Source organism: Pseudomonas tumuqii (genome assembly GCF_013184545.1).
GTDB lineage: Bacteria > Pseudomonadota > Gammaproteobacteria > Pseudomonadales > Pseudomonadaceae > Aquipseudomonas > Aquipseudomonas tumuqii.
The window spans coordinates 139,425-163,141 of the sequence record NZ_JAAOJA010000009.1; the positions used below are offsets into that span (position 1 = coordinate 139,425).

At 66.1% G+C, this 23,717-nt stretch carries 22 protein-coding genes; 7 read left to right on the forward strand and 15 right to left on the reverse strand.

The features are described from left to right. Positions 1 to 137 precede the first annotated feature (137 nt). The 4 genes from G9C89_RS17035 to miaB form a co-directional block, all read right to left on the reverse strand. Positions 138 to 977, reverse strand: a complete 840-nt coding sequence (locus G9C89_RS17035) for an HlyC/CorC family transporter (RefSeq protein ID WP_172150133.1) — start codon at positions 975 to 977, stop codon at positions 138 to 140. 32 nt (positions 978 to 1,009) lie between these two features. After that, positions 1,010 to 1,468, reverse strand: coding sequence for an rRNA maturation RNase YbeY (gene ybeY, locus G9C89_RS17040; RefSeq protein ID WP_172150135.1), 459 nt, complete (start codon positions 1,466 to 1,468; stop codon positions 1,010 to 1,012). Next, complete coding sequence (locus G9C89_RS17045; RefSeq protein WP_172150137.1) at positions 1,461 to 2,465, reverse strand: PhoH family protein; 1,005 nt, start codon at positions 2,463 to 2,465, stop codon at positions 1,461 to 1,463. Before G9C89_RS17045 ends, ybeY begins: the two co-directional genes overlap by 8 nt. Before the next feature lie 181 nt (positions 2,466 to 2,646). Further along, on the reverse strand, positions 2,647 to 3,978 hold the full coding sequence (miaB, locus tag G9C89_RS17050; protein ID WP_172150139.1) for a tRNA (N6-isopentenyl adenosine(37)-C2)-methylthiotransferase MiaB: 1,332 nt from the start codon (positions 3,976 to 3,978) through the stop codon (positions 2,647 to 2,649). A 190-nt stretch (positions 3,979 to 4,168) separates the two neighbouring features. Between miaB and G9C89_RS17055 the strand changes: the two genes are divergently transcribed. After that, positions 4,169 to 4,492 (forward strand): DUF1820 family protein, encoded by a 324-nt coding sequence (locus tag G9C89_RS17055; protein ID WP_079204654.1) that lies wholly within the window; start codon positions 4,169 to 4,171, stop codon positions 4,490 to 4,492. Positions 4,493 to 4,576: 84 nt separating this feature from the next. Here G9C89_RS17055 and G9C89_RS17060 read toward each other — a convergent pair whose 3' ends face one another. From G9C89_RS17060 to G9C89_RS17080, 5 genes are all read right to left on the reverse strand, one after another. Continuing rightward, positions 4,577 to 5,125: a tetratricopeptide repeat protein gene (locus G9C89_RS17060; protein ID WP_172150141.1), complete on the reverse strand. Its 549-nt coding sequence runs from the start codon at positions 5,123 to 5,125 to the stop codon at positions 4,577 to 4,579. Between the two features lie 91 nt (positions 5,126 to 5,216). Continuing rightward, complete coding sequence (locus tag G9C89_RS17065; protein ID WP_172150143.1) at positions 5,217 to 5,861, reverse strand: hypothetical protein; 645 nt, start codon at positions 5,859 to 5,861, stop codon at positions 5,217 to 5,219. Next, the gene (hemL, locus tag G9C89_RS17070) at positions 5,861 to 7,150 is read right to left on the reverse strand and encodes a glutamate-1-semialdehyde 2,1-aminomutase (RefSeq protein ID WP_172150145.1); all 1,290 of its coding nucleotides are present in this window, start codon (positions 7,148 to 7,150) and stop codon (positions 5,861 to 5,863) included. The genes G9C89_RS17065 and hemL overlap by 1 nt, the downstream gene beginning before the upstream one ends. Positions 7,151 to 7,204: 54 nt before the next feature. Further along, positions 7,205 to 7,834 (reverse strand): thiamine phosphate synthase, encoded by a 630-nt coding sequence (gene thiE, locus G9C89_RS17075; RefSeq protein WP_172150147.1) that lies wholly within the window; start codon positions 7,832 to 7,834, stop codon positions 7,205 to 7,207. A 13-nt stretch (positions 7,835 to 7,847) separates the two neighbouring features. Beyond that, complete coding sequence (locus tag G9C89_RS17080; RefSeq protein ID WP_172150149.1) at positions 7,848 to 8,642, reverse strand: hydroxymethylpyrimidine/phosphomethylpyrimidine kinase; 795 nt, start codon at positions 8,640 to 8,642, stop codon at positions 7,848 to 7,850. A 329-nt stretch (positions 8,643 to 8,971) separates the two neighbouring features. Between G9C89_RS17080 and G9C89_RS17085 the strand changes: the two genes are divergently transcribed. The 4 genes from G9C89_RS17085 to amn all read left to right on the forward strand — a co-directional run bounded on the left by G9C89_RS17085 (position 8,972) and on the right by amn (position 15,595). Next, positions 8,972 to 11,362 (forward strand): hybrid sensor histidine kinase/response regulator, encoded by a 2,391-nt coding sequence (locus tag G9C89_RS17085; RefSeq protein ID WP_172150151.1) that lies wholly within the window; start codon positions 8,972 to 8,974, stop codon positions 11,360 to 11,362. A 238-nt stretch (positions 11,363 to 11,600) separates the two neighbouring features. After that, a complete protein-coding gene (locus tag G9C89_RS17090; protein WP_172150153.1) occupies positions 11,601 to 12,242 on the forward strand; it encodes a TetR/AcrR family transcriptional regulator in 642 nt (213 codons plus the stop codon). After that, a complete protein-coding gene (locus G9C89_RS17095) occupies positions 12,239 to 13,888 on the forward strand; it encodes an acyl-CoA dehydrogenase family protein (RefSeq protein WP_172150155.1) in 1,650 nt (549 codons plus the stop codon). The genes G9C89_RS17090 and G9C89_RS17095 overlap by 4 nt, the downstream gene beginning before the upstream one ends. 231 nt (positions 13,889 to 14,119) lie before the next feature. After that, a complete protein-coding gene (gene amn / locus G9C89_RS17100; RefSeq protein WP_390623833.1) occupies positions 14,120 to 15,595 on the forward strand; it encodes an AMP nucleosidase in 1,476 nt (491 codons plus the stop codon). 58 nt (positions 15,596 to 15,653) lie between these two features. On the opposite strand, the gene ahr is transcribed toward amn, so the two are convergent. Next, positions 15,654 to 16,688 carry an NADPH-dependent aldehyde reductase Ahr gene (ahr, locus tag G9C89_RS17105; RefSeq protein WP_172150159.1) on the reverse strand — a complete coding sequence of 345 codons (1,035 nt, stop codon included), beginning with the start codon at positions 16,686 to 16,688 and terminating at the stop codon, positions 15,654 to 15,656. A 204-nt stretch (positions 16,689 to 16,892) separates the two neighbouring features. Between ahr and G9C89_RS17110 the strand changes: the two genes are divergently transcribed. After that, positions 16,893 to 17,459: a pseudouridine synthase gene (locus tag G9C89_RS17110; RefSeq protein ID WP_172150365.1), complete on the forward strand. Its 567-nt coding sequence runs from the start codon at positions 16,893 to 16,895 to the stop codon at positions 17,457 to 17,459. A gap of 34 nt (positions 17,460 to 17,493) precedes the next feature. Here the strand turns inward: G9C89_RS17110 and G9C89_RS17115 are convergent, their stop codons facing one another. The 5 genes from G9C89_RS17115 to G9C89_RS17135 form a co-directional block, all read right to left on the reverse strand. Next, positions 17,494 to 17,697, reverse strand: coding sequence for a DUF2788 domain-containing protein (locus G9C89_RS17115; RefSeq protein WP_172150161.1), 204 nt, complete (start codon positions 17,695 to 17,697; stop codon positions 17,494 to 17,496). A gap of 173 nt (positions 17,698 to 17,870) precedes the next feature. Next, positions 17,871 to 18,350, reverse strand: coding sequence for an Lrp/AsnC family transcriptional regulator (locus G9C89_RS17120; protein ID WP_172150163.1), 480 nt, complete (start codon positions 18,348 to 18,350; stop codon positions 17,871 to 17,873). Between the two features lie 347 nt (positions 18,351 to 18,697). Further along, positions 18,698 to 19,453 (reverse strand): VIT1/CCC1 transporter family protein, encoded by a 756-nt coding sequence (locus tag G9C89_RS17125; protein ID WP_172150165.1) that lies wholly within the window; start codon positions 19,451 to 19,453, stop codon positions 18,698 to 18,700. 203 nt (positions 19,454 to 19,656) lie between these two features. Continuing rightward, entirely contained in the window at positions 19,657 to 20,511 is an 855-nt protein-coding gene (locus tag G9C89_RS17130; protein ID WP_172150367.1) for a cation diffusion facilitator family transporter, read from the reverse strand. A gap of 94 nt (positions 20,512 to 20,605) precedes the next feature. After that, positions 20,606 to 21,025: a polyribonucleotide nucleotidyltransferase gene (locus G9C89_RS17135; RefSeq protein ID WP_172150167.1), complete on the reverse strand. Its 420-nt coding sequence runs from the start codon at positions 21,023 to 21,025 to the stop codon at positions 20,606 to 20,608. Between the two features lie 139 nt (positions 21,026 to 21,164). Between G9C89_RS17135 and hrpB the strand changes: the two genes are divergently transcribed. Beyond that, positions 21,165 to 23,714, forward strand: a complete 2,550-nt coding sequence (gene hrpB / locus G9C89_RS17140; RefSeq protein ID WP_172150169.1) for an ATP-dependent helicase HrpB — start codon at positions 21,165 to 21,167, stop codon at positions 23,712 to 23,714. Positions 23,715 to 23,717: the final 3 nt, after the last annotated feature.

A 23,717-nucleotide genomic window follows, 5' to 3' on the forward strand; every position in this document is an offset into this window, starting at 1 on the left:
GAATGCGGAAGGGGGGAAGGTGCTGCTGGCGGATGCAGCAGTTGTAGGAGCCAGGGGGGACGCCTAGTCCTTGCTGGCGATTCTCGTCGCCGCTGATCGCCAGCAAGCTGGCTCCTACGAAAAAGGCGGGCAGAGCCTCAGCGCACCAGCGGGGTCAGGCGCAGCAGGTGGATGCGGCGGCTGTCGGCGTTGAGTACGCGGAAGCGGAATTCGCCGATCTCGGTCACTTCGTTGCGCTTGGGCAGGTGGCCGAAGGCGCTCATCACCAGGCCGCCGACAGTATCGAACTCGTCGTCGGAGAACTGGGTGTCGAAGGACTCGTTGAAGCTGTCGATCGGGGTCAGTGCCTTGACCAGGAAATCGCCGCTGGGCAGCGGTTTGACGTAGCTGTCTTCCTCGACATCATGTTCGTCCTCGATGTCGCCGACGATCTGCTCGAGTACGTCTTCGATGGTCACCAGCCCGGCCACGCCGCCGTATTCGTCGATCACCACGGCCATGTGGTTGTGGTTGGCGCGGAACTCGCGCAGCAGCACGTTGAGGCGCTTGGACTCGGGGACGAAGGTCGCCGGGCGCAGCACGTCCTTGATGTTGAAATTCGGCTGCTGGTCCAGCAGCACCAGCGGCAACAGGTCCTTGGCCAGGAGGATGCCGATCACGTCATCCAGGCTCTCGCCCACCACCGGATAGCGCGAGTGGGCGGCGTCGATGATCGAGGGCAGGAATTCTTTGGGGGTCTGGTTGGCCTTGATGCTGATCATCTGCGAGCGCGGGACCATGATGTCGCGAACCTGCAGGTCGGCGACCTGGATGGCACCTTCGACGATGGCCAGCGCTTCGCTGTCGAGCAGCTTGTTCTGGTGCGCTTCGCGCAGTACTTCCAGCAGTTCCTGGCGGTTTTTCGGCTCATGAGCAAAAGCCTGGGTCAGTTTGTTCAACCAGGACTTCGGCTCGTTGCTCGATCGGTCTTCGCTCATGGGGGTTACTCGGGATCCTTGCTGATGGGCAATTATTGGTCGTCGGCATAGGGGTCGGGATGACCCAGTTCGGCGAGCAGTGTGCGTTCCAGTGCTTCCATTTCCTCGGCTTCGGCGTCGTCGATGTGGTCGTAGCCGAGCAGGTGCAGGCAGCCGTGGATCACCAGGTGCGCCCAGTGCGCCTGCGGGGATTTTTCTTGCTCGAGCGCCTCGCGCTCGAGCACCGGCACGCAGATCACCAGGTCGCCGAGCAGGGGGATGTCGAGCATGCCGTCGGGTACGTCGGCAGGGAAGGACAGCACGTTGGTGGCGTAGTCGCGCTGGCGGTAGGTGTGGTTGAGTTCGAGGCCTTCGGCTTCATCGACCAGGCGGATGGTCAGCTCGGAATCGGCCGTGCGCTGGCGCAGGGCGGTTTCGCACCAGGTGCGGAACTGCGCCTCGCTCGGTAAGTCGGCAGCCTGGGTGGCGACTTGCAGGTCCAGTTCAAGCATTGCCGTTGTCCTGCCCGTCGATCAGCTTGCCGTGAACCCGATCGTCGTAACGTTCGTAGGCCTCGACGATGCGCTGGACCAGGGGGTGGCGCACCACGTCCTTGGGCTTGAAATGGGTGAAACTGATGCCCGGCACGTCACGCAGTACGTCGATGACGTGGGTCAGGCCGCTCTTGGTGCCGCGCGGCAGGTCGACCTGGGTGATGTCGCCGGTGATGATCGCGGTGGAGCCGAAGCCGATACGGGTGAGGAACATCTTCATCTGTTCCATGGTGGTGTTCTGGCTCTCGTCGAGGATGATGAAGCTGTTGTTCAGGGTGCGGCCGCGCATATAGGCCAGCGGTGCGACCTCGATCACCTGTTTCTCGATTAGCTTGGCCACCTGCTCGAAGCCGAGCATTTCGTAGAGTGCGTCGTACAGCGGGCGCAGGTAGGGGTCGATCTTCTGCGACAGGTCGCCGGGCAGGAAGCCGAGCTTCTCGCCGGCTTCGACTGCCGGGCGCACCAGCAGGATGCGCCGGATCTGCTCGCGCTCCAGGGCGTCCACCGCGCAGGCCACCGCCAGGTAGGTCTTGCCGGTGCCGGCCGGGCCGACGCCGAAGTTGATGTCGTGCTCGAGGATGGCTTTGACGTAGCGCTGCTGGTTGACCCCGCGCGGGCGAACCATGCCCTTGCGGGTGCGCAGGGCGATGCTGGTCTCGGCGTTGGGGTTGGCCAGTTCCTCGATACCGGATTCCTGCAGGAACAGGTGCACCATGTCCGGTGACAGCTCCGTGCTTTTGGTTTCGCGGTAGAGGCGGCGCAGCAGTTGTTCGGCGGAGTTGGTCTGCTCCGGCGCGCCGATCAGTTCGAACTGGTTGCCGCGGTTGCGGATCTCGATGGCCAGGCGCTGTTCGATCAGGCGCAGGTGCTCGTCGAACTGCCCGCAGAGACTGGCAAAGCGGCGAGCTTCAAAGGGCTCGAGGATAAAGCGATGTGGTTCTATGGGTGCGTTCAAGGTCGTTTGATGGCCGCCAGTCGGCTGGGGTAGTGAAGCGAAGAATACCGCTAGCAGTGCGCGCGGGAAAGCTCGGACTGCTGCAACTTTAGCATCGTCTGCTGTGGGTTCGGCTTGCAGTTGAAATTGGCGTTGCCCCGCGTAGGCTGCACGCGGCGCACCCCGTGCATGGCGGGGCTGTTCACTCGCCGAGCAGGCTGCCGCGCAGCGAGTTGGGCAGGGCGTCGTCGATATGCACGTCGACGAACTGACCGATCAGGCGCGGGTTGTCGGTGCGGAAGTTGACCACCCGGTTGCTCTCGGTGCGGCCCTGGAGCATACCGGGGTCCTTCTTCGAGTAGTCGCTGACCAGGATGCGCTGCAGCGTGCCGACCATGCGTCGGCTGTTTTCGGCGCCTTGCTGGCTGATGCGCTGTTGCAGGATCGCCAGGCGCTGCTTTTTCAGATCTTCCGGGGTGTCGTCGCTCAGGTCCGCCGCCGGGGTGCCGGGGCGCGCGCTGTAGACGAAGGAATAGGAGAAGTCGAAGCCGACGTCCTCGACCAGTTTCATGGTCTGCTCGAAGTCTTTCTCGGTTTCGCCGGGGAAGCCGATGATGAAGTCCGTGCTGATCAGGATGTCCGGCACCGCCGCGCGCAGCTTGCGGATGCGCGACTTGTACTCGAGCGCGGTGTGACCCCGCTTCATGGCGGCGAGGATGCGATCGGAGCCCGACTGCACCGGCAGATGCAGGTATTTCACCAGTTCGGGGATCTCGGCATGGGCCTGGATCAGCGCGTCGGAGAATTCCAGCGGATGGCTGGTGGTGTAGCGGATGCGGTCGATGCCGTCGATGGCGGCCACGGCATAGAGCAATTCGGCAAAATCGGCGAGCTGACCCTCTGCGGTGTCGCCGCGGTAGCCGTTGACGTTCTGGCCGAGCAGGGTGACTTCGCGCACGCCGTTTTCGGCCAGGTGCAGCACTTCGGCGAGGACGTCGGCCAGTGGTCGGCTGACTTCCTCGCCACGGGTATAGGGCACCACGCAGAAGGTGCAGTACTTGCTGCAGCCTTCCATCACCGAGACATAGGCGCTGGGACCGTCGACTCGCGGTTCGGGCAGGCGGTCGAATTTCTCGATCTCGGGGAAGGAAATGTCCACCTGCGGCAGCTTGGTGCTGCGCACGGCGGCGATCATCTCCGGCAGGCGGTGCAGGGTCTGCGGGCCGAAGACTACGTCGACATAGGGCGCGCGGTCGCGGATCGCCGCACCTTCCTGGCTGGCCACGCAGCCGCCGACGCCGATCACCAGCTCCGGGTTGGCCAGCTTCAGCTCGCGCCAGCGGCCAAGCTGGGAGAACACCTTGTCCTGGGCTCTTTCGCGAATCGAGCAGGTGTTGAGCAGGATCACATCGGCGTCTTCGGCGCGTTGGGTGACTTCCAGGGCTTGATGTTCGCCCAGCAGGTCGACCATGCGCGAGCTGTCGTACTCGTTCATCTGGCAGCCGTGGGTTTCGATATAAAGCTTCTTGGTCATGCGCGCTCAAAAGGGTGATTCGAAGAACCGCGCATTATAGTGGCCGAACGGCTGGGTTCCTAGCCGCCTGTCGGACTTAGCCGTCCGTAGCAGGACAGCGTTAAGTCTGAGAGGCTGCAGGCATTGCCTGCCCGGTGGCTGTGCTATGATTTGCGCCCTCTTATTTCCCCTCCAGTCTAGACTTCCATCCATGAGCAAGCGCGAACCCATCTATAAGGTGATTTTCCTCAACCAGGGCCAGGTGTACGAAATGTATGCCAAGCAGATCTTTCAGAGCGATCTGTGGGGCTTCCTGGAGGTGGAGGAGTTTGTCTTCGGTGAGCGGACCCAGGTGGTGGTCGATCCCAGCGAAGAGAAACTCAAGGCCCAGTTCGACGGCGTGGTGCGCAGCTTCTTGCCCATGCACGCGATCATTCGTATCGACGAGGTCGAGCGCCTGGGCACGCCGAAGATCAGCGAGGCCAAGGGTGGTGGCAATGTCATGCCGTTTCCCATGCCGATGCCGGATAAGTAAGCCTGTAGGAGCCAGGGGGGCGCCGAGTCCTTGCTGGCGATCGCTGTCTGATGATGCAATCGCCAGCAAGCTGGCTCCTACGATTCAGGGCAGCGGTGCGAACGGCGATTGGCCGTCGGCCGCCTGCAGTTCCAGCAGGTAGTTGCGGAATATCTCGCCGAGTACCTGGCCGGCGAGTTCCAGTTCCTCGCGCTGCATGCGCTCCGAGACCAGGTCGGCACTGTCCATGGCTTCATCCGAGCCATTCACCGCCGCCATTTTCAGCACTATATAGGCCTGCACGTTGTTCGCCGGCACGCCTTCGCCGCGGAAGAACATCATGCCCAGGCGGTATTGCGCCTGGGCATGGCCCTGCAGCGAAGCCTGTTCGAACCAGTTGAGCGCCTGCGCCAGGTCACGTGGCGCGCGCTTGCCGTCGTAATAGAATTCGCCCAGTTCGTACCCGGCTTGCGGATCACCGTTCTGCGCCGCTTGCTGGCAGGCGACCAGTGCGTCGGGCAGCTCTTCGGGCGAGGTGTTCAGCGAGCAACTGCCAGTTGCGGGGATCAGCAAGGTGTTGCCGCCTGCGAACGCGAGTAGCGGCAGAAGAAGCAGCAGGCAGCCCAGAGATAGGGTGCGGCCGGTGCATTTCATGGAAATCCGTGTACCTCGGGAAGCGGTGCGGGGTCGAACCCGGCCGACAAGGTGCGTCGGCGTTGGCATTATGAAATAAGCAGTGGCGTTCTTACAAAGTCTTTACGGGGTTTTCTCGATTGACGCAATCCTCTGCATGGCCCGGCAGGCTCAGTAGCAGCCAGGCCAGCAGCGGATAGGCCAGCGTCAGCACGGCCTGCAGCAGGTCGGTGCGGCGCAGCGGACCGATCAAACCGTCGCTGCCGACCGCCAGTGTGCCCAGCAAGAACAGGCCGACCACGACCGTCGCGGCGTATGCCGGCGTGCGCCGCGGCCACTGGATGGCGCCGGCATAGACAATCAGCAGCAGGGTCGCCAGGTTGAGCAGCAGGCGGTAGTCCTCCAGCAGGTTCATCTGCCGGAACAGTTCGAAGAAGGCGCACAGTCCCAGCACCACGCGCCCCCAGTTCGGCCGGCTCCAGGCCCAGCCGCGGCCCAGGGCCAGCGCGGCTACGCCGAGTAGCGGCAGGCCGAGAAAACTGCTGGCCTGGCTCAGCCACAGGTGGGCCGCCTGCCAGCTCGGCTCGCCGACGGAGGCAGCCGCAGCCGCAGCCGTCAGGAGAAAGCCGAGCAGGGCGCAGAACAGCGCTGGTTGATCGGCCTCGCCGTAGCGCTTGCGTGCCTTGCCGATGGCGACGGCGCAGGCCAGACAGGCCAGCGCCAGCATGCCGCCGGACAGGACAGTGCTGTACTGCATCAGCTTTTTTTCAGCTCGGCGAAGGCGCGCTCGGCCGCGTCCAGGGTGAGCGCAAGCTCTGTCTGGCCGTGGGCGATGGAGGTGAAGCCGGCTTCGAAGGCGCTGGGGGCCAGGTAGACGCCACCGTCCAGCATCAGGTGGAAGAAGCGCTTGAAGCGCTCGGCATCGCTGCCCATCACGTCGTCGAAGGTGACGATGTCGTCGGCACCGCTGAAGTACAGGCCGAACATGCCGCCGGCCTGGGTGGTGACGAAGGGGATGCCGGCGGCATCGGCGCGGTCCTGCAGGCCCTGCAGCATGCACGCGGTGTAATCGCTCAGCTCGGCATGGAAGCCCGGGCGGCTGATCAGCTTCAGGGTGGTCAGGCCGGCGGCCATGGCCAGCGGGTTGCCGGACAGGGTGCCGGCCTGGTAGACCGGGCCGAGCGGGGCGATGCACTGCATGATCTCGCGCTTGCCGCCGAAGCAGCCGACCGGCATGCCGCCGCCGATGATCTTGCCGAAGGTGGTCAGGTCCGGGGTCACGCCGTAATGCGCCTGGGCGCCGCCGAGGGCGACGCGGAAGCCGGTCATCACTTCGTCGAAGATCAGCACCACGCCATGCTTGTCGCACTGTTCGCGCAGGCCTTGGAGAAAGCCCGGTGCCGGCGGTACGCAGTTCATGTTGCCGGCCACCGGCTCGACGATGATGCAGGCCACTTCGTTACCAACTTCACCGAGCATCTGCGCGACCGCGTCGATGTCGTTGAACGGCAGGGTCAGGGTGTGTTTGGCGAAGGCCGCCGGCACCCCGGCCGAACTCGGTACGCCCTGGGTCAGGGCGCCGGAGCCGGCTTTAACTAACAAGCTGTCGGAATGCCCGTGGTAGCAGCCTTCGAACTTGATGATGCTGTCGCGGCCGGTGAAGCCGCGGGCCAGGCGGATCGCGCTCATGGTCGCCTCGGTGCCGGAGCTGACCATGCGCACCATGTCCATGGACGGCACTAGGGCGCAGACCAGGTCGGCCATCTCGGTTTCCATGGCGGTCGGTGCGCCGTAGGACAGGCCGTGTTCCAGCTGGCGGCGCACGGCGTCGAGCACGTCCGGGTGGCTGTGGCCGAGAATCATCGGACCCCAGGAACCGACATAGTCCACGTAGCGCTTGTCATCCTCATCGGTGACATAGGCGCCGGCCGCGTGCTTGAAGAACAGCGGCGTGCCGCCGACGCTCTTGAAGGCGCGCACCGGCGAGTTGACGCCGCCGGGGATGTGCTTCTGGGCGTGGGCGAAGAGGATTTCGGAACGGGACATGGCAGGGCCTCTCAAATATCGGATCGGGGCGAGTCGGGCCGCCCCGCAAATCAGCTAAGGGGTGGCGAACAGGGCGCTGAAGGCACGGGCGCGGCGTTCGACTTCGGCGGCCGAGTCGGCGCCGAACAGGGCGTGGATCACCGCCACCATGCTGGCGCCGCGGGCAATCAGCAGGGCGGCATTGTCCAGGGTCACGCCGCCGATGGCGACGATCGGCAGGCCGATGCGACTTTTCGCCTCATCCAGCAGCTCGAGCGTGGCGCTGGGGGCGCCGGGCTTGGTGTTGGAGTCGAAGAAGCGACCGAAGGCGACATAGCTGGCGCCTTCCTTGGCGGCGGTTTCGGCCAGCTCGATCTGTGCATGGCAGGTGCCGCCGATGATCGCCTGGCGCCCGAGCAGGGCGCGGGCGGCGGACAGCGAGCCGTCGGTCTGCCCCAGGTGCAGGCCGACGCCGAGGCGTGCGGCCAGTTCGGCGTCGTCGTTGATGATCAGTCCGGCGCCGTAGCGATTGCACAGCTCGCGCAGGGCTTCGGCCTGGCGCAGGCGGCGCGCCTCGTCGCTGGATTTGTCGCGGTATTGCAGCAGGGTGGCGCCGCCTTTCAGCGCCGCTTCGGCGTAAGGCAACAGCTTGCCGCCAGCCAGCAGTTGGCTGTCGGTGATGGCATACAGGCCTCGCAGTTTCATCGACGGCTCTCCATCAGCAGAAATCCAGGGGCAGGCGGCGCGGGATGTACTGGCCGTGGCCGGGTTGCTCGGCGTCGCGCAGGGTGCGCCAGGTGTAATCGAGAGCGAACTGCACGGCGCTGACCAGTTCCTGGCCGAGGGCCAGGCGACCGGCCAGGGCGCTGGCCAGGGTGCAGCCGGAACCGTGGTAGCTGCCGGGCAGGCGCTGGCAGGTAAAGGTATGCCGACTGCCGTCGCGGCAATACAGGCGATTGTGCACCTGCTGTTCATCGCCGTGGCCGCCGGTGATCAGCAGATGCTGGATATAGGGCAGCAGCTTGTCCGCGCACTGATCGGCCGTGCCGTCCGGCAGTTCGGCGAGGATGCGCGCTTCCGGCAGGTTTGGCGTGGCAATGGTGGATACGGCAAACAGGCGTTCGCGCATGGCGTAGCCGACTTCATCCTTGCCCAAGGCGCCACCGCCACCGGCGCGCAGGACCGGGTCGCAGACCAGGGCAATGCCCGGCAGCTGCTGCATGATTTGCAGCACGGTCTCGACCATCTCCACCGAGCCGAGCATGCCCAGCTTGACGGCCGCGATCGGCAGGTCGGCGATCACCGCATTGGCCTGGGCCAGCACCCAGTCGCGATCGAGTACGCGGAAGTCGACGACATTGACCGTGTCCTGCACGGTCAGCGCGGTGACCGTCGGGGCGGCGTGGCAGCCTTGCGCGAGCAGGGCTTCGATATCGGCTTGCAGGCCGGCACCACCACTGGGGTCGTGGCCGGACAGGCAGAGCACTACGGGGCGGGAAGTAGGCGTTTTCATGGTGCGCGAGCTTAGCATTAAACGGCCCCGATTGAACCGCGGGGAATCTGCTGCGCTCAAGCTCGCCGGTCCTCGGGCCGAGATATTTCTGATCGTACCGGCAGCTTTAGCCAGCCGCTCCAAGAACGCTGCCCGCTTGGCTTGCAGCGCCGATTGCAACGCCTTGCCTGGCCGGCCCGGGGTGTTTGCGCCAGCCGTCGTTCCCCCCGCAAAGCCTGTGCTAGAGTGACGGCCACGCAAATAACCGGGTAGGCGAGGTGGCGTCAGTCAGGAGAGGAGGGCTCTCCGGCGCATCCCGACTTTGCCCGACTTCGCCTTCGTGGGTCCGCATGCGCTACCTCCTGATTCTTCTGTTCGCAGTCTGGCCGCTTTGCGCCTCTGCCGTGGTGTTCGATGAACATACCCGCATGCTGCCGCTTGGCCAGGCCATGCAGGTGTTCGAGGATGTCCGCGGCGACGCGAGCATCGACGAGGTCACCTCGTCGGCCCTGCAGGCGAGTTTTCGCCCGCATGACAAACCGGTGCTGAATGCCGGTTATTCGCGTTCGGTGTTCTGGCTGCGCCTGGATCTGGAGTATCGGCCGCAGCGGCCGGACGGGCTGGGCGGGCCGCAGCCCTGGTTGCTGGAACTGGCCTATCCGCCGCTGGATCGGCTGGATCTGTATCTGCCGGACGCCCAGGGCAAGTTCCAGCTGGCCCAGCGCACCGGCGACGGATTGCCATTCGCCAGCCGGCAGATCAAGCACCACAACTACCTGTTCGAACTCGACCTGCAGCCGCAGCAGCCGCAGCGCGTCTATCTGCGCCTGCAAAGCCAGGGTTCGATCCAGGCGCCGCTGAGCCTGTGGGCACCCACTGCCTACCTGGAAGAGCAGCCCGCGCGCATCTATGTGCTCGGCATCATCTATGGCGTGCTGCTGGTGATGCTGATCTACAACCTGTTCATCTTTCTCAGCGTCAGGGATGCCAGCTACCTCTATTACATCCTCTATATCGCCTCGTTCGGCCTCTATCAGGTGTCGGTCAACGGCGCCGGCATCGAGTATTTCTGGCCCGACAACCCCTGGTGGGCGAACGCCGCGACGCCCTTCCTGATCGGTTCGGCCGCGCTGTTCGGCTGCCAGTTCGCGCGCAGCTTCCTGCATACCTCCGAGCACAGCCCCTGGGTCGACCGCACGCTGCTGCTGCTGATGGCCAGCGGTGCCGGGGTGATGATCCTGGCGTTGACCGTCAGCTATGCCCTGTCGTTGCGCCTGGCCACCTACCTGGCGCTGCTGTTCACCGTGGTGGTGTTCGTCGCCGGGGTGCTCGCCTGGCTGCGCGGCATGCGTGTGGCGCGCTACTTCATCATCGCCTGGAGCGCCTTCCTGCTCGGCGGCGCGATCAACAGCCTGATGGTGCTCGGCTACCTGCCCAATATGTTCCTGACCATGTACGCCAGCCAGCTCGGTTCGGCGCTGGAGGTTGGTCTGCTGTCGCTGGCCCTGGCCGACCGGATCAACGCGATGAAGGAGGAGCGCACGCGGATTCTCCAGGATAGCGGGCGCAAGCTGGAGGCGCTGAACCAGGAGCTGGCCAACAGTAACCGGCTCAAGGACGAATTCCTCGCCACCGTCACCCACGAGTTGCGCACGCCGATGAATGGGGTGATCGGCTCGCTGGAGTTGATGCAAACCCTCAGCCTGGACGCCGAACTGGCGCAGTACCAGAAGACCGCCGCCAGTTCGGCGCGGGACATGATGCGCATGGTCAACGACATCCTCGCCCTCAGCGAGTTGCAGGCCGGCAAGCTGTATCCGCGGCGTGAGCCGTTCAGCCTGCGCGGACTGCTTGACGGTTTGCGCGCGCAGTACGCCGCGCGTGCCGAGGACAAGGGCCTGCGTTTCGTCCTGGAACTGGACGAAAGCCTGCCCGATACCCTCGAAGGCGACGCCGGCAAGCTGGCGCAGAGCCTCGGCTATCTGCTCGACAATGCCGTCAAGTTCACCGCCCAGGGCGAGGTCCGCCTGCGGGTCAGGCGCGCCGGCACGCTGGCCGATAGCCTGCCGCTGAGCATCGAGGTGATCGACACCGGCGTGGGCTTCAAGGTGCCGCAGGAGGCGGCGCTGTATCAGCGCTTCCAGCAACTGGACGGCTCCATGACCCGCGAATACGGCGGTCTGGGTATCGGCCTGGCAATCTGCCGGCAGTTGGTCGACCTGCAGGGCGGCAGTCTCAGCCATGAGTCGCAGCCCGGCCAGGGCAGCCGTTTCCAGTTGCAAGTGCCGCTGGCCTTGCCACTCCCGCTGGCCGCGCAGCCTGCGCCTGTGTCGCGGGTGCAGGCCACGGTCGCGCGGCGTGCCGAGCAGTGCACGGTGCTGGTGGTCGAGGACAACGCGATCAATCAGCTGGTGACCCGCGGCATGCTGCTCAAGCTGGGTTACCGCGTGCGTACCGCCGACAACGGCGCCGAGGCGCTCGAGGTACTGCGGCGTGAGCCGGTCGATGCGGTCCTGCTGGATTGCCAGATGCCGGTGATGGACGGTTTCGCCACCTGCCGGGCGTTGCGCAACTTGCCGGGTTGCGCCGAGTTACCGGTGCTGGCGATCACCGCCCACAGCCACAGCGGCGACCGCGAGCATTGCCTGGCTGCCGGCATGAGCGACTACCTGGCCAAACCGGTGAAGTTCGAGGCCTTGCGCGGCCTGTTGCACGACTGGGTGCTGTGCCGCGCCGGCTAGTGTGTTGTCTCGCAATAATCATTGCTCAAGCGGTTGCGGCTGGCCTGTGTAGGGTGCGCTGTGCGCACCAGGCACCCGGTGTCAGTGGTGCGCACGGCGCACCCTACGAGTCGGCGTCATCGAAACAATAATTCTGAGACAGCCTGTGTCCCAGCCCTCTCCCTTGGCCGAAATGCCCCTTTGCGCAAACTCTGAAGCATGATTCACTGGATTCAATTAGTGAATCAGGATTCAGATCATGGCTTATCGCACCACCGCCCTGCGCATCGACCGCGACCAGGCGCTACGCCAGCGGATCCTCGCCAGCGCCCTGGCCCGTGTCGCCGATGGCGGTTTTGCGGCCTTGACCATGCAGGCGCTGGCCGAGGACGTGGGCATCGCCACCGGCAGCCTGTACCGCCATTTTCACAACAAGGGCGAATTGGCTGCCGAAGTCTTCGCGATTGCCAGCCAGGGCGAACTCGACGCGCTGCTGCAGACCCTGCGCGGCCCGGGGCCACCCGCCGAGCGCCTGGCCGCCGGCTTGCAGCAGTTCGCCGCGCGGGCCTGGCACAGCCGGCGCCTGGCCTTCGCCTTGATCGCCGAGCCGGTCGAACCGCAGGTCGACGAGCAGCGCCTGCTCTTCCGTGAGGCCTATGCCGAGTCGTTCGGCGAGCTGCTCGAGCAAGGCAACGCGGCAGGCGTGTTTCGCGTCACCCATCTCGGCCTGACCGCCGCCTGCCTGGTCGGCGCTATCGCCGAAGCCCTGGTCGGCCCCTTGTCACCCCCCGCCCGCGCCGCCCGCGAAGCGGGTTATCCCGCCCCGAGCCTGAGTGAAGTCAGTCAGGGTCTGGTCACCTTCTGTCTACGCGCCGTTGGCGCCGAGGAGCCGCAGTCATGAATGCCAGCCAGCATGCCGAAACCCATGAAGTGTTCAACCAGGTGCCGCCGCTGGATGGCGTCAATCTGTACCGCATCGATCTGCCGTTGCAGGAGTGGAACAAACGCTTCGGCGGCGCCTGGGCCGAGGCGCGCATCGACGCCTATGGCGCCCTGGCCGGTGGCGAGCTGATGGCCGCGGGCTTCCTCGCCAACGAGAACAAGCCGCAGTTCAAGAGTCACGACCGCTATGGCCAGCGCATCGATCTGGTCGAGTTCCATCCGGCCTATCACCAGCTGATGAGCGCGGCCATCGAGCACGGCATCCCCTCCATGCCCTGGACCGATCCGCGCCCCGGCGTCCAGGTCGCCCGCGCCGCCATGAGCTACCTGCACAGCCAGGCCGAAGCCGGCAGCGGTTGTCCGCTGACCATGACCTACGCCAGCGTGCCGGCGTTGAAGCTGCAGGCGGATATCGCCGAAATCTGGTTGCCGAAGATCCTCTCCACCCAGTACGACCCGCGCAACCTGCCGATCGAACAGAAGAGCGGCGCCACCATCGGCATGGCCATGACCGAGAAGCAGGGCGGCACCGACGTGCGCGCCAACACCACCCGCGCCTATCCGGTCGGCGCTGGCGGGCCCGGTCAGGCCTACGAGCTGGTCGGCCACAAGTGGTTCTGCTCGGCGCCCATGTGCGACGCCTTCCTGACCCTGGCCTACACCGACAAGGGCCTGACCTGCTTCCTGTTGCCGCGCCACCGCCCGGACGGCACGCGTAACGAGCTGTATGTCCAGCGCCTGAAGAACAAGCTGGGCAACTGGTCGAATGCCTCCAGCGAAGTCGAGTACCGCGGTGCCCTGGCCTGGATGGTCGGCGAGGAGGGGCGCGGCGTGCCGACCATCATCGAAATGGTCGCGCTGACCCGCTTCGACTGCATGGTCGGCTCCAGTGCCCTGATGCGTCAGGCCCTGACCCAGGCCGCCCATCACTGCGCCTACCGCCAGGTCGGCGGCCGCGTGCTCAGCGAGCAGCCGCTGATGCAGAACGTCCTGGCCGACCTGGCCCTGGAAAGCGAAGCCGCCCTGGCCCTGACTATGCGCATGGGCAAGGCGCTGGACAACGCCGCAGACCCGCAGGAAGACAGGCTCGCCCGACTGGTCATTGCGGTCGGCAAGTACTGGATCTGCAAGCGCGCGCCGGCCATGATCAACGAGGCCGCCGAGTGCATGGGCGGCGCCGGCTATGTCGAAGACAGCATCCTGCCGCGGCTGTACCGCGAGGCGCCGGTCAATTCGACCTGGGAAGGCTCCGGCAACGTGCAGTGCCTCGACGTGCTGCGCGCACTGTCGAAGGAGCCGGGCGTGCTCGATGCGCTGTTCGCCGAGCTGGGCGACGGCCATGGCGACGCCCGGCTGAAGCGGCATATCGACAAACTCCAGGCGGATTTTGCCGACAGCGCCGACATCCAGTACCGCGCCCGCCAACTCACCGAAGACGTGGCCCTGGCCCTGCAGGCCAAGCTGCTGCTGGAAGCCGGCAACGCCACGGTAAGCGATGCCTTTATCGCCAGCCGCCTGGGCGACGGCGGACGGGTCTACGGCACCCTGCCACGCGGCATCGACGTCGAGGCGCTGGTGGCACGCAGCACGCCGCATCTGCTTTGAGTTGTCTTTCTTGGCGGGGAGCGCTCTCAGCGCAAGCGTTTGCCCGGCAGCCTGGGTTCGCCGCTGGGTTGTTACCCGTTTGGCAACCCCGGCACCCGGCGGGGCGGGCCCTTGACTGCGCAGCCGTTGCCGGAGGATCTCAGACGGCTGCTGGAGTAGCCACGCCGCGCTATGCCAAGGCGCGGCGATCAGGGCAAGATAGGGGCGTGTATTCAGCCAGGAATATCTGCCGTGATCCTTAGCTCAGAAGACTTCGTCGTCGCCACTACTGCCGAAGAGGCCGTGGACCGCCTGGCCGCCCTGCATCGGCAGGCCACCGGTGCCCTGAGTCGGGCGCTCAAGTGCTATGTCAAGGAAGGCATCAAGCCGGACGCCGAGCAACTGCGTCAGTTCCATTATCCCGAATTGCGTCTGACCTACCTGTGCCAGGGCGAGGTGCCCACGACTGTGCGCGCCTATGCCAAGGTCCAGGTGCCCGGCACCTACAGCGTCACCGTCACCCACCCCGAGGCGTTCCGCAATTACCTGCTGGAGCAACTGCAGCCGCTGATGCACGACTTCACCGTGCGTGTCGAAGTGGGCACCAGCCAGCAGAATATTCCCTATCCCTACGTGGTCGAGCATGGCGATGAGCTGGCCGGGTCGGGGATTACTGCCGCCGAGCTGGCGCGGGTCTTCCCCAGCACCGACCTGTCCGCCGCCAACGACGGCACTGCCGATGGTCTGTACGACTGGGAGGGCGCGGAGCAATTGCCGCTGGCCCTGTTCGACGCCGCCCGGGTGGATTTTTCCCTGCGCCGCCTGGTGCATTACACCGGCAGCGATTGGCGCCATGTGCAGCCATGGATCCTGCTGACCAACTATCACCGCTACGTCGACCAGTTCATTCGCCATGGCCTGGATGTGCTGCAGGCGGATTCGCGTTTCGTGCGCATGGTGCTGCCGGGCAACGTGGTGATCGAGCGCGGCATGGCCGAAGGCGAGATGCAGGCGATCATCGAGAGCGTGGTCTGGCACCGCTACCAGATGCCGGCCTACCACCTGCAGGGCGCCAGCCCCGGCGATGGCATCACCCTGGTGAACATCGGGGTGGGCCCGTCCAACGCGAAAAACATCACCGACCACCTGGCCGTGCTGCGCCCGCACTGCTGGTTGATGATCGGCCACTGCGGCGGCCTGCGCCAATCGCAGACCATCGGCGATTACGTGCTGGCCCACGCCTATATGCGCCGCGACGGGATTCTCGACCGGGTGCTGCCGCCCAACATTCCCCTGCCGGCTCTGGCCGAAGTGCAGATGGCCTTGCAGGAGGCCGCCGCGCAAGTCACCGGCGAGCGCGGCGACGCCCTCAAGCGGCGTTTGCGTACCGGCACCGTGCTGACCTACGACGATCGCAACTGGGAGTTGCGCTGGGCCCAGGAACGGCCGCTGATCAACCTGGCGCGGGCCGTGGCGGTGGACATGGAAAGCGGCACCATCGCCGCCCAGGGCTATCGCCTGCGGGTGCCCTACGGCACCCTGTTGTGTGTGTCGGACAAGCCGCTGCACAGCGAAATCAAGCTGCCCGGCGCTGCTGGCGCCTTCTACGAGCGGGCGGTGACCCAGCACCTGCACATCGGCATTACCGCCCTCGACCTGCTGCGCGGCCAGCTCAACTCGCTGCACTCGCGCAAGCTGCGCAGCTTCGACGAGCCGCCGTTCCGGTAGGGTGCGCCGCGCGCACCAGGCTCCGCGGCCGAAGGTGCGCACGGCGCACCCTACGGGGTTATTGGCTGGCGTCCAGCACCACCCGGTAGCGCGCCTTGCCGGCGCGCAGGTGGGCGATGGCGTCGTTGACCCGGCTCATGGGGAAGAGCTCGACCTGCGGCAGGATCTGGTGACGGGCGCAGAATTCCAGCATGGTCGCCATGCTCGCCGGCGAGCCCACCGGTGAGCCGGACAGGCTGCGCTGGCGCGGGATCAGGTTGAACACATGCACCGGGATGGCGCTCGGCACTATGCCGACGAAGTGCAAGCGACCCTTGCCGCCGAGGGTGCCGATCAGCGCGTTCCAGTCGAGGTCGGCGCTGGCGGTGACCAGGAGGAAATCCAGGCTGCCGGCGATCGCCTTGAGCGCCGCGCTGTCGGTCGAGGCGACGACCTTGTGCGCGCCCAGGCGCTTGGCTTCTTCCTGCTTGTTCAGCGACGAGGTGAAGGCGGTGACTTCGCAACCCCAGGCGTTGAGAAAGCCCAGGGCCAAATGACCCAGGCCGCCGATGCCGACCACGCCGACCTTGTCGGTGGGCTTGACGTTGAACTCCAGCAGCGGGCTGAACACCGTCGAGCCGGCACAGAACAGCGGGCCGACCAGGCTCGGGTCCAGCCCCTGCGGCAGGGGAATGGCCCAGGCCCAGTGGCTGCGCAGGCGGTCGGCGAAACCGCCGTTGCTGCCGACGATAGTCGGTTTTACCGAGCCGCAGAGCTGGTGCGCGCCCTCCATGCAGGAGTGGCAGTGCATGCAGCTGCCCTTGTACCAGCCGATCCCGACCCGCTGGCCGAGTTCGAGGCCGCGCACCTGCTCGCCGACCCGCACGATGCGACCGACCACCTCGTGACCGGGGATGAACGGATAGCGGGCGTTGCCCCATTCGTTGTCGATCATCGACTGGTCGGAGTGGCAGATGCCGCAGTACTCGACCGCCACCTCGACCTCCTCGCTGCCCAGCGGGCCGGGGTCATAGCTGTGCGGTTCGAGGGGGGCACCGGGCGCCTTGGCGGCCCAGCCGGTGAAGGTGTCGAGTATGGTTGCGGACGAGCTCATGCGGATTCCCTCGGTACGGATGACAGAACCCCACCAGCATAGTCGCCCGTGCGCGCGAAGGAATCGCCCATAAGCCGGACTGATGGTCGAAGGGTGGCCTCGGTTACACTGGCCATCCCGTTTTCTGCTCCCGGAGCCTGCATGCCGCGCCCGCCCCGTTCCGCCACGCCCTCGCGTTCCGCTGGCAAACCCGCTAGCCGTCGGGTGGCCAAGGCGCCGCCGGCCGAGCCGCGCTTGTTGCTGCTGAACAAGCCCTTCGATGTGCTGACCCAGTTCAACGACGAGCAGGGCCGTGCCACCCTCAAGGACTTCGTCGCGGTGCCCGGGGTCTATCCGGCCGGGCGCCTGGATCGCGACAGCGAAGGCTTGCTGCTGCTGACCAATGACGGTGGCCTGCAGGCGCGCATCGCCGACCCCAAACACAAGCTGGCGAAAACCTATTGGGTGCAGGTGGAAGGCACGCCGACGGCCGAGCAGCTGCAGCGCCTGCGCGCTGGCGTCGAGCTGAACGACGGGCCGACCCTGCCGGCCGAGGCGCGCGTGCTGGATGAGCCGCGGTTATGGCCGCGCGATCCGCCGGTGCGTTTTCGCAAGAGCGTGCCGACCGCCTGGCTGGAACTGGTGATTCGCGAGGGGCGCAACCGCCAGGTCAGGCGCATGACCGCGGCGGTGGGCCTGCCGACCCTGCGTCTGGTGCGCGTGCGCATCGGCCCCTGGAGCCTGGACGGCCTGCAACCCGGCGAGTGGAAAGAAGTCGAGGCGCGCTTGTAGGGCGACCTCGGCGCGGGCCGTTTTCAACGACGGCTCAGATGCCTTCCATCCCAGCGATCACCACGGTCTTGATGACAAAACCGAGCACGCCAAGGCCCAGGGCGAGGAACAGGATCATGGTGCCGAAGCGTCCAGCCTTGGACTTCTTCGCCAGGTCCCAGACGATGAACGCCATGAACAGCACCAGGCCGCCGACCAGCACGGTCATCATCAACTCTTCGAATACTTGCGGATCCATCGTGACCTCTTTGGCAAAACGAGGCTGTGCCGCCAGAACGGGCAGGAGGTGGGCTGGGCGATTGTTATTGTCTGAGCGCAAGGCTCTTTATGGCGGGCCGCACAAGGCACAGCTAAACGCCGGCGATTATACCCGTGCGGCCTGGTTTGTCAGCGACCGTCGGTAAGTGCCGGTCAGTTGCGCAGGTGTTGCAGCGGCAGCTGGGTGCTGGAGAGGATCTGTTGCAGGACGAAGCTCGAACGCACGCTGGACACCCCCTCGATGCGGGTCAGGGTGCCGAGGAGGAATTGTTGGTAATGGTCCATGTCCGGCACCACCACCTTGAGCTGATAGTCGGCATCCATGCCGGTGACCAGGCTGCACTCCAGCACCTCCGGGCATTGGCGGATCATCTGCTGGAAGTGCTCGAAACGTTCGGGGGTGTGTTTGTCCATGCCGATCAGGACATAGGCGGTGAGGGTCAGGCCGAGCTTCTTGCGATCCAGCAGGGCGACCTGGCCGAGGATGTAGCCGTCGTCCTCCAGCTGCTTGACCCGCCGCGAGCAGGGCGAAGGCGACAGGCCGATGCGCTCGGCCAGGTCCTGATTGGACAGGGTGGCGTCGCGCTGCAGTTCGGCGAGGATATTCAGGTCGTAGCGGTCGAGTCTGGTCATGTTTGCCGTGCTTTCATTATTTAAATGCTGATAATCATGCGCTGTTAGTTAAAAATTGCGCAAGTGGCGAGTTAATCAGCAATATTCGCAATCTTTCGCTGCGCCTGTGACGGTAATCTTTACCTCAGTTTCACGGCCCGGACGACACGTCCACCCGGCTCGCCCAACCAGGCGAACCGGCGCCGCCGGCCTTACCAGGCCGTCACGGCACCCGGGTCCGCACTGCCCAACCAGGCGGGCGACGAAAGCGGCAACAGAATTGCCAGTAGCGGACACTTGCCCCAGGCAAGAAAAGAGGGAGGCCGCCAGGTCTCCCTTTTTTCTGGGCGATGTCCCAAGGTGTCGCATCATTCGATGCCGAAGCCGTAACGCAGCAGATAGCCGGTCAGGTACGCCAGGGCGGCCGCCGCACCGCCGGTGAGCAGGGTACCCAGGCCGGCGCGCAGAACGGGCTTGGCAAAGACCAGGCTCTTCAACATGCCGATGGAGAAGAACACCGCCGCGGCCAGGGCCGTGCTCAGGAAGAATTGGCGCTGGATGCCCAGGCTGGTGAAGAACAACGGCAACAGCGGGATGGCGCCGGCGATCAGGAAGGTCGTGAAGGTCACGGCGGCCGAGCGCCTGGGGTCCAGTTCGACGGTCTGCAGGCCGTGTTCTTCGATGAGCATGGTTTCAACCCAGAGCTGGCGATCCTGGCTGATGGTGGTGACGATCGCCTCGAGAATGTCGCCGCTGAAGCCCTTGCGGTAGAACACCTGGCGGATTTCTTCGCGTTCACCGGCGGGCACCCGGTCGATGTGTTCCTCTTCCATGCGCCGGGCCTGTTCGCGGAACTCGCGCTGGGCCTTGATCGCCTCGTAGTTGCTGACGGCCATGCTGAAACCATCGGCAAACAGGTTGGCGAAGCCCATGATCAATGCGACCGAGGCGGAAAAACCGGCCCCGACAGCGCCGGCGACGATGGCAAAGGTGGTGACGCAACCGTCTATCCCGCCGAGTACGGCATCGGAGATGGTTTGTGGCTTGTTCTTGCTGTTCAGGCGCTTTTCGATGGCGGCGGGCTGGTGCTCGCGGTAAAGCGTCTCGAGGCTGGGCTTCTTCATGGGGGCGTGTCCACAGAGCTGATACGCCCTCTCAGCATATGCGCGAAATGCGCTTTGCGGTGCGTCTGGCTGCACCTGGCCGCCGCCCGCCTGTCGCCGTGATCGGGTCGCGGCGAAAGCTCAACCGAGCCTGTGCACGGTCACCAGCGTGCCCCCGGCAGGGCCGCGCAGCAGGCGGGTTTTTGCCGCAACCGCGACGATCATCAAGAGCTGATCGGGTCGAGAGGGTCGGCATGCACCAGCACTTCGGCGCGGGTAAATTCGGCGCGAATCGCGAATTCCACCCGTTCGCACAGTTCATGGGCCTGCAGCAGGCTCAGTTCGCCGGACAGCTCCACGTGCAGCTGGACGAACCAGCGGGTGCCGGACATGCGCGTGCGCAGGTCATGCACGCCGAGCACGCCAGGGATGCCGCAGGCCAGCAGGTGCATGCGCTCGCTGAGCTCCGGCGCCAGCTCCTTGTCCATCAGCACGGCCGAGGCCTCGCGGGCGATGCTCAGGGCGCTCCAGAGGATATAGAAGGCGATGCCGATACCGAACAGCGCATCCAGTTGTGGCCAGCCGAAGCTGGCCAGCAGCAGGGCGAGCAGGATGCTGGTGTTGAGCAGCAGGTCGGAGCGGTAGTGCAGCGAGTCGGCGCGGATCGCGGTGGAACCGGTCTGGCGCACCACATGGCGCTGGAACAGCAGCAGGGCGGCGGTCAGCGCCAGCGACAGCAGCATCACCGCCACGCCCAGGGTCGCCGCGCCGATTGGTTGCGGATCGAGCAGGCGATCCACGCCATGCCAGCCGACCACGACCGCACTGATGCCGATGAACAGTGCCTGGCCAAGCCCGGCCAGGGCCTCGGCCTTGCCGTGTCCGTAGCGATGGTCTTCGTCCGCCGGGCGCAAGGCATAGTGCACGGCGATCAGATTGAGCAGGGAGGCGGCGCCATCCAGCAGCGAGTCGGTGAGGCCGGCCAGCAGGCTGACCGAGCCGCTCAACCACCAGGCGATGGCTTTGGCCAGGGCCAGGGTCAAGGCCACGGCCAGCGCCGCAAAGGTGGCCTGGCGCATCAGGCGGGCATGCTGCGGAAGTATGGTCACAGGGTCTTGCTCTCGCTAGCAGGCCTGGCCGAGCGGGCCAGGCCAGGGTTGTCGCGGGTCAGGCTCAAGCGGCCGGACGCAGTCCGTAGGCTGCCAGTTGCTCGGCGCTGGCGCTGCTGTGGATCAGCCTCGGGTCGTCGAGCGGCAGGCTGTGGCCGGTCTGCTGTTCGATCAGGACTTTGAGGCGGGCGTGGTCGATCTTGCCCTCGGCATCCACGACCTTGCGCAACTCTTGCGGATCGACCTGGGCGTTTTGCCCGTTCGGCAGATAGATGGCGCCGGTGGCGAAGTCGATGCCGAAGGCGATCAGGCCGGGGATCACGTAAAACAGGATGCCGACGGCGTTCAGCGCCGCCACCACTGGGTCGATCCGGCCTTCGATCTGGCCGCGCCGCTCGGGGAAGAACAGGGTGCCGCAGGCGCTCAATTGAGTGAGCAGGGTGACGGCGAGAGCGCCGCCGATAACGCGGTATTGGGTGCGCATGGCATACCTCCAGACAAAAGTGGCGCAACTATAGCAAGCCGGCTGGTGCAAAACTGCTGCGCATTGATGTGGCTAAGTTAAGACCCGCGGAGCAGGGTGGCGGTTCGCCGCTATAATCGCCGGCCAGATTGGAGCCTTCATGAATTCCTTGCCTATCGACGTCCTGTTACCCGCGCTGCGCCAAGCCCTGGCCGAGCGCCACGAGGCGGTGCTGGAGGCTCCGCCCGGCGCCGGCAAGACCACCCGCGTGCCGCTGGCGCTGCTGGACGAACCCTGGCTGGCCGGGCAGCGCATCATCATGCTCGAGCCGCGCCGCCTGGCCGCGCGTGCCGCCGCCGAACGCCTGGCCAGCGAGCTGGGCGAGGCGGTGGGCGAGACCGTCGGTTATCGCATCCGCCTGGACAGCAGGGTCGGCCCGCGCACCCGCATCGAGGTGGTCACCGAGGGCATCCTCGCCCGCCGTCTGCAGGACGACCCGGCGCTGGAGGGGGTCGGCCTGGTGATCTTCGACGAATTCCACGAACGCAGCCTGGATGCCGACCTGGCCCTGGCCCTGTGCCTCAACGGCCGCACCGTGTTTCGCGGTGAGGACTCGGGCGAGCCGGCGCTCAAGGTGCTGCTGATGTCGGCGACCCTGGAAGGCGAGAAGCTGGCCGCGCTGCTCGACGATGCGCCGGTACTGCGCAGCGAGGGGCGCATGTTCCCGGTGGAACTGCGCTGGGGCGCGCCCTATCAACCCGGCGAGTGGCTCGAGCCCAGGGTGGTGCAGGCGGTGCTGCAGGCGCTGGCCGACGAGCCGGGCAGTCTGCTGGTGTTTCTCCCTGGGCAGGCGGAGATCCGCCGGGTCAACGAGCAGTTGGCCGAGGCCCTGGTCGGGCGCAGCGAGATCCTGCTGTGTCCGCTGCATGGCGAGCTGGACCTGAGCGCTCAGCGCGCGGCTATCGAGCCGGCGCCCGCCGGCAAGCGCAAGGTGGTGCTGGCGACCAATATCGCCGAGACCAGCCTGACTATCGACGGCGTGCGCGTGGTGGTGGACGCGGGCCTGGCGCGGGTGCCGCGCTTCGACCCGGGCAGCGGCATGACGCGCCTGGACACCCAGCGGATTTCCCGCGCCAGCGCCACCCAGCGCGCCGGTCGTGCCGGGCGCCTGCAGCCGGGCAGTTGTTATCGCCTGTGGTCGCAACACCAGCACGAGCAACTCGCGGCCTATGCTGCGGCGGAAATCCTCCAGGCCGACCTGGCCGGTCTGGCCCTGCAGCTGGCGCGCTGGGGCGTGACCCCGGCCGAACTGGCCTGGCTCGACCCGCCACCGGCCGCGGCCTATGCCCAGGCCACGGAGCTGCTGACCCGGCTCGGCGCGCTGGATCAGCGCGGGGTGCTGACGGCCCACGGTCAGGCCATGGCCGAATTGCCGGCGCACCCGCGCATCGCCCATCTGCTGCTGCGCGGCCAGGCGCTGGGCCTGGGGGCGCTGGCCTGCGACCTGGCCGCCTTGCTCGGCGAGCGCGATATCCTGCGCGGCGCGGGCGCCGATTTGCACAGCCGCATTGCCTTGCTCGGCGGCGCGAGCAAGGCTGCGCGTGGCAGCCACCGGAGTGCCGGCCAAGGCGGGGTACAGCGGGCGCGCCAGTTGGCCCGCCAGTTCCAGGGCTATCTCAAGCGCAGCCCCGCGAGCACTCCTGTGGCCGACCCCGAACATCCGCGCTGGCTCGGCGCCTTGCTGGCATTCGCCTACCCCGACCGGGTGGCCCGGCAGCGCCGCGCGGGTGGCGCCGAATACCGCCTGGCCAACGGCCGCGCGGCGCTGTTCGCCGAGGCCGATGCGCTGATGAAACATGAATGGCTGGTGCTGGCCGATCTCGGCAGCCGCCAGGGCCAGCGCGAGGAACGCATCTACCTGGCCGCCGACCTCGATCCGCAGTTGTTCGAGACGGTGCTGGCCGAGCAGGTCAGCGTGCACGAGGAACTGGACTGGGACGAACGCGAAGGCGTACTGCGCGCCGAACGCCAGCGCAAGGTCGGCGAACTGGTCCTCGAGCGCGAGCCGTTGACCGGTCTGGATGAAGCCGCGCGCAGCCGCGCCTTGCTCGGCCTGGTGCGGCGCAAGGGCCTGGAGTTGCTGCCCTGGACCCCGGAGTTGCGTCAGTGGCAGGCGCGGGTGGCTTTGCTGCGCGCGCTGGATCTGGCCGCCAAGGGCGTCAGCGAGTGGCCGGATGTCAGCGATGCGGCGCTGCTCGCCAGCCTGCAAGACTGGCTGCAACCCTACCTGGGCAAGGTCAAGCGCCTCAGCCATTTCGCCAATCTGGATTTGTCCGCTTTGCTCAAGAACCTGTTGCCCTGGCCGCTGCCGCAGCGCCTCGAGGAACTGGCGCCGCGCAGCCTGCAGGTGCCGTCCGGTTCGCGCATCGGCCTGGATTACAGCGAGCAGCCGCCGGTACTGGCGGTGCGTCTGCAGGAGCTGTTCGGCCTGGCCGAGACGCCGCGCATCGCCGGCGGCCGGCAAGTGGTCAAGCTGCACCTGCTGTCGCCGGCGCGGCGGCCGGTGCAGGTGACCCAGGACCTGGGCAACTTCTGGCGCAGCACCTACGCCGAGGTGAAGAAGGACCTCAAGGGCCGCTACCCCAAGCACTACTGGCCGGACGACCCGCTGATCGCCGAGCCCACCGCCCGGGCCAAACCGCGCAAATAACGA

Excerpts from the sequence above, each read along its gene's own strand:
- G9C89_RS17055 (WP_079204654.1), top strand. The coding sequence starts at position 4,169 with ATGAGCAAGCGCGAACCCATCTATAAGGTGATTTTCCTCAACCAGGGC.
- G9C89_RS17065 (WP_172150143.1), bottom strand. The coding sequence starts at position 5,861 with ATGCAGTACAGCACTGTCCTGTCCGGCGGCATGCTGGCGCTGGCCTGT.
- miaB (WP_172150139.1), bottom strand. The coding sequence starts at position 3,978 with ATGACCAAGAAGCTTTATATCGAAACCCACGGCTGCCAGATGAACGAG.
- G9C89_RS17115 (WP_172150161.1), bottom strand. The coding sequence starts at position 17,697 with ATGGATCCGCAAGTATTCGAAGAGTTGATGATGACCGTGCTGGTCGGC.
- G9C89_RS17135 (WP_172150167.1), bottom strand. The coding sequence starts at position 21,025 with ATGCGCACCCAATACCGCGTTATCGGCGGCGCTCTCGCCGTCACCCTG.
- hrpB (WP_172150169.1), top strand. The coding sequence starts at position 21,165 with ATGAATTCCTTGCCTATCGACGTCCTGTTACCCGCGCTGCGCCAAGCC.
- G9C89_RS17060 (WP_172150141.1), bottom strand. The coding sequence starts at position 5,125 with ATGAAATGCACCGGCCGCACCCTATCTCTGGGCTGCCTGCTGCTTCTT.
- G9C89_RS17035 (WP_172150133.1), bottom strand. The coding sequence starts at position 977 with ATGAGCGAAGACCGATCGAGCAACGAGCCGAAGTCCTGGTTGAACAAA.
- G9C89_RS17125 (WP_172150165.1), bottom strand. The coding sequence starts at position 19,453 with ATGAAGAAGCCCAGCCTCGAGACGCTTTACCGCGAGCACCAGCCCGCC.
- G9C89_RS17130 (WP_172150367.1), bottom strand. The coding sequence starts at position 20,511 with ATGCGCCAGGCCACCTTTGCGGCGCTGGCCGTGGCCTTGACCCTGGCC.
- ahr (WP_172150159.1), bottom strand. The coding sequence starts at position 16,688 with ATGAGCTCGTCCGCAACCATACTCGACACCTTCACCGGCTGGGCCGCC.
- G9C89_RS17085 (WP_172150151.1), top strand. The coding sequence starts at position 8,972 with ATGCGCTACCTCCTGATTCTTCTGTTCGCAGTCTGGCCGCTTTGCGCC.
- ybeY (WP_172150135.1), bottom strand. The coding sequence starts at position 1,468 with ATGCTTGAACTGGACCTGCAAGTCGCCACCCAGGCTGCCGACTTACCG.
- G9C89_RS17080 (WP_172150149.1), bottom strand. The coding sequence starts at position 8,642 with ATGAAAACGCCTACTTCCCGCCCCGTAGTGCTCTGCCTGTCCGGCCAC.
- thiE (WP_172150147.1), bottom strand. The coding sequence starts at position 7,834 with ATGAAACTGCGAGGCCTGTATGCCATCACCGACAGCCAACTGCTGGCT.
- hemL (WP_172150145.1), bottom strand. The coding sequence starts at position 7,150 with ATGTCCCGTTCCGAAATCCTCTTCGCCCACGCCCAGAAGCACATCCCC.
- G9C89_RS17095 (WP_172150155.1), top strand. The coding sequence starts at position 12,239 with ATGAATGCCAGCCAGCATGCCGAAACCCATGAAGTGTTCAACCAGGTG.
- G9C89_RS17120 (WP_172150163.1), bottom strand. The coding sequence starts at position 18,350 with ATGACCAGACTCGACCGCTACGACCTGAATATCCTCGCCGAACTGCAG.
- G9C89_RS17090 (WP_172150153.1), top strand. The coding sequence starts at position 11,601 with ATGGCTTATCGCACCACCGCCCTGCGCATCGACCGCGACCAGGCGCTA.